This window comes from Actinomadura sp. BRA 177, assembly GCF_013372625.1.
GTDB lineage: Bacteria > Actinomycetota > Actinomycetes > Streptosporangiales > Streptosporangiaceae > Spirillospora.
Genome location: NZ_JABXFD010000307.1, coordinates 1 through 2968, shown reverse-complemented (window position 1 = coordinate 2968; position 2968 = coordinate 1). Strand labels below are relative to the sequence as shown.

At 70.9% G+C, this 2968-nt stretch carries 3 protein-coding genes; 1 reads left to right on the top strand and 2 read right to left on the bottom strand.

The window, feature by feature from the left end:
- Positions 1-346 (bottom strand): helix-turn-helix domain-containing protein (locus HUX53_RS15210; RefSeq protein ID WP_176403842.1); only part of this gene is annotated, 346 nt, incomplete at its 3' end.
- Between the two features lie 88 nt (positions 347-434).
- Positions 435-1817: an NAD(P)/FAD-dependent oxidoreductase gene (locus tag HUX53_RS15205; protein ID WP_176403841.1), complete on the bottom strand. Its 1383-nt coding sequence runs from the start codon at positions 1815-1817 to the stop codon at positions 435-437.
- A 389-nt stretch (positions 1818-2206) separates the two neighbouring features.
- Here HUX53_RS15205 and HUX53_RS15200 point away from each other — a divergent pair, with 389 nt between their 5' ends.
- Positions 2207-2794 carry a YbhB/YbcL family Raf kinase inhibitor-like protein gene (locus tag HUX53_RS15200; RefSeq protein ID WP_255205280.1) on the top strand — a complete coding sequence of 196 codons (588 nt, stop codon included), beginning with the start codon at positions 2207-2209 and terminating at the stop codon, positions 2792-2794.
- Positions 2795-2968 lie beyond the last annotated feature (174 nt).

Below are 2968 nucleotides of genomic sequence, written 5' to 3'. Positions count from 1 at the left end.
GCCGTGGACGCCTCCGACTTCGAGGCGCGGCCCGGACCCGCGCCTCGAAGTCGGAGGCGTCCACGGCATCGGTCGGCAGGACGAGCCGGTACGCGCCTGGCCGCGTCTCGATCAGCTCCGGGCCGATCGCGGCGCGCAGCCGCCGGACGAGGGACTGCAACGCGTTCGGCGCGCCGCCCGGTACGCCGTCCTCCCAGAGCGCGCCGATGATCCGCTCCGCCGGGACCAGCGCGCCGGGGTCGAGGGCGAGCAGCGTCAGCAGCGCCCGCAGCCGGGCCCCGCCGACGGCGAGGGGCGCGCCGTCGTCCGCCAGTACCTCCAGCGGCCCCAGGATCCCGATGCGCACCCGCCGATTCTCCCGCACGGCCAAAGCCCGGACGGCGGACGCCCCGGCGGTCGTGGGATCGCCGGGGCGTCGGGAGGGGCGGAGCCGGTCAGGCCGCGGTGTCCGCGGTCTCCTCTACCTTGCTCTTGGCCCTGGTGTCGTCGAGGGCGGCGAGCTGGAAGTCGGCGCGCGGCTGCTCGACGGTCGCGAGGGAGACGGTCTCGCGCTTGAGGAACAGCGCGAGCGTCCAGTCCGCGATGACGCGCAGCTTCCGGTTGAAGGTCGGGACCTTCGCGCCGTGGTAGCTGCGGTGCATGAACCACGCCGGCCAGCCCTTGACCTTGAAGCCGTAGGTCTGCGCGACGCCCTTGTGCAGGCCGAGCCCGGCGACGGCGCCGATGTTGGCGTGCACGTACGGCTTGAGGGTCTTGCCGCGCAGGGACCGGACGATGTTGTCGCCGAGCAGCTTCGCCTGCCGGACGGCGTGCTGCGCGTTCGGCGGGCAGAACATGCCCTCCTGCGTCAGGTCCGGGATGGCGGCGTTGTCGCCGGCGGTGAACGCCCGCACGAGGCCCTCGATGGTGAGGTACTCGGTGCCCTTGACGCGTCCGCGCTCGTCCACCGGCAGGTCGCCGTGCCGGACGACCGGGGACGGCTTGACGCCCGCGTTCCACACCAGCGTCCCGGCCCGGAAGCTGCTGCCGTCCGACAGCTCGATCCGGCCGTCGACCGCGGACTCCAGGTAGGTGTTCATCTTGACGGCGATGCCGCGGCCGCGCAGCTGCTCGGCGGTCCACTTGCCCATGTCGGGGCCGACCTCGGGCAGGATGCGGTCGGCGGCCTCGACGAGCATGAACCGCAGGTCCTGCGGGGTGACCTTGCGCATGTACTTGGTCGCGTCGCGGGTCATGTCCTCCAGCTCGGCGACCGCCTCCACGCCGGCGAACCCGCCGCCGACGAACACGAAGGTCAGCGCCTTGCGGCGCAGCTCGACGTCGTCGGTCGACTCGGCGATCTCCAGCTGCTCCAGCACGTGGTTGCGCAGGTGGATGGCCTCGCCGACGGTCTTGAGGCTGATGCCGTGCTCGGCGAGCCCGGGGATCGGCAGCAGCCGCGGCACCGCTCCGGCGGCCATGACCAGGTAGTCGTAGGAGATCCGCTCCGGGGGGCCGGACAGCGGCTGGACGATCGCCCACCCGGCGTCGTGGTTCAGCTCGGTGACCCGCGCCTTGCGGACGGTGCACTTGGGCAGCACCCGGCGGAGCGGGACGACGACGTGCCGCGGGGAGATGTTCCCGGCGGCGGCCTCGGGCAGGAACGGCTGGTACGTCATGTACGAGTTGGGGTCAACGACGGTGACCTTGACCTCGCCGCGTCTCAGCTCTCGCTTGAGCTTCTTCTGCAGACGCAGCGCGGTGTACATGCCCACATAGCCGCCACCCACGATGAGGATGTGGGGAGCGCCAGAGGTCTCCTCGGCGGTCCTGGCCATTGCGGCCCTCCAATGTCACGGTCGGCTTGTGAAGACATTCACAAGCTAGCCGATGGAACGTGCCTGACACCAACGAATAACCAGGCAAGAACGCGAGAACTTCCCGTCCTGGTAAACGGCAGGGCTGAATCGGGTGTGAAACCCGCCACTCCTTCGCAAATTATGGGATGGAGCGGGGCAAAGCACGCATGACGCACGTCACAGGGATCTTCCTCGGCCCGGCCGGCGGGCGGCGCCGCGAACCGCCCGTCGCACCCCCGGGAAAGCCCTATCGTTGGGGCGGACGAGGAAGGGGGCGCCGGCGGCGGGACGCGCGCGGCCGATGAGCGGGACCGAGATCACATCGGCCCGGCGGTGCGCGGGCTACGATCTCGCCCGGGAGCGTATCGATGATGAGCAGAGACCGGCGTCCGACGCTGGCCGCGGTGGGCGCCCTCGCCCTCGCCGCGGCCCTGAGCGGCTGCGGGCTGATCGGGCAGCCGCAGAACAAGAGCGCCGAACTGTCGGAGTGGTTCACCGTGACCAGCCCGGTCTTCCGCGATGGCGGCGACTTGCCCCCGCGGTACGGCTGCACGACGTACCCTGGCGGACAGGGGAAGACCCCGCCGCTCCGGTGGTCGGGCACGCCGGCCGGGACCAAGTCGTTCGCGATCGTCATGGACGACCCGGACGCGTCCGGCGGCGCCTACGTCCACTGGGTGATCGCGGGCATCGACGCGACGGTCAACGAGATCGTCGAGGATGCCCGGCTGGACAGGACCGTCGAAGGGTTGACCACAGGCAAGAAGGCGGGATACGCGCCGCCGTGCCCGCCCAAGGGAGAAGAGCATCGGTACCGGTTCACCATCTACGCACTGGACGATCCGGCACCGTTCCAGAACGGCGCCGAACTGAAGGACTCGCTTCCCGCCATCGCCGAGCACACCGTCGGCCGCGGGCGGATCATCGGGAACTTCGGCGGCGAGCAGGCGCGTTGACCGTGGTGCCGGAGAGCGCAGGGTCAGGGCGGACCCCTCGGGGGGCCGGAGCCGACAGGGGTGTGCGGATCGGCGAGGTTGGCCGATCGGTACGCGCCGTGTGAGGGTAAATGTGCGCGAATGGTGTGACAACGGTCATAGCGGTCGGACAGAATCGGGCTGAGCCCCGGCGGC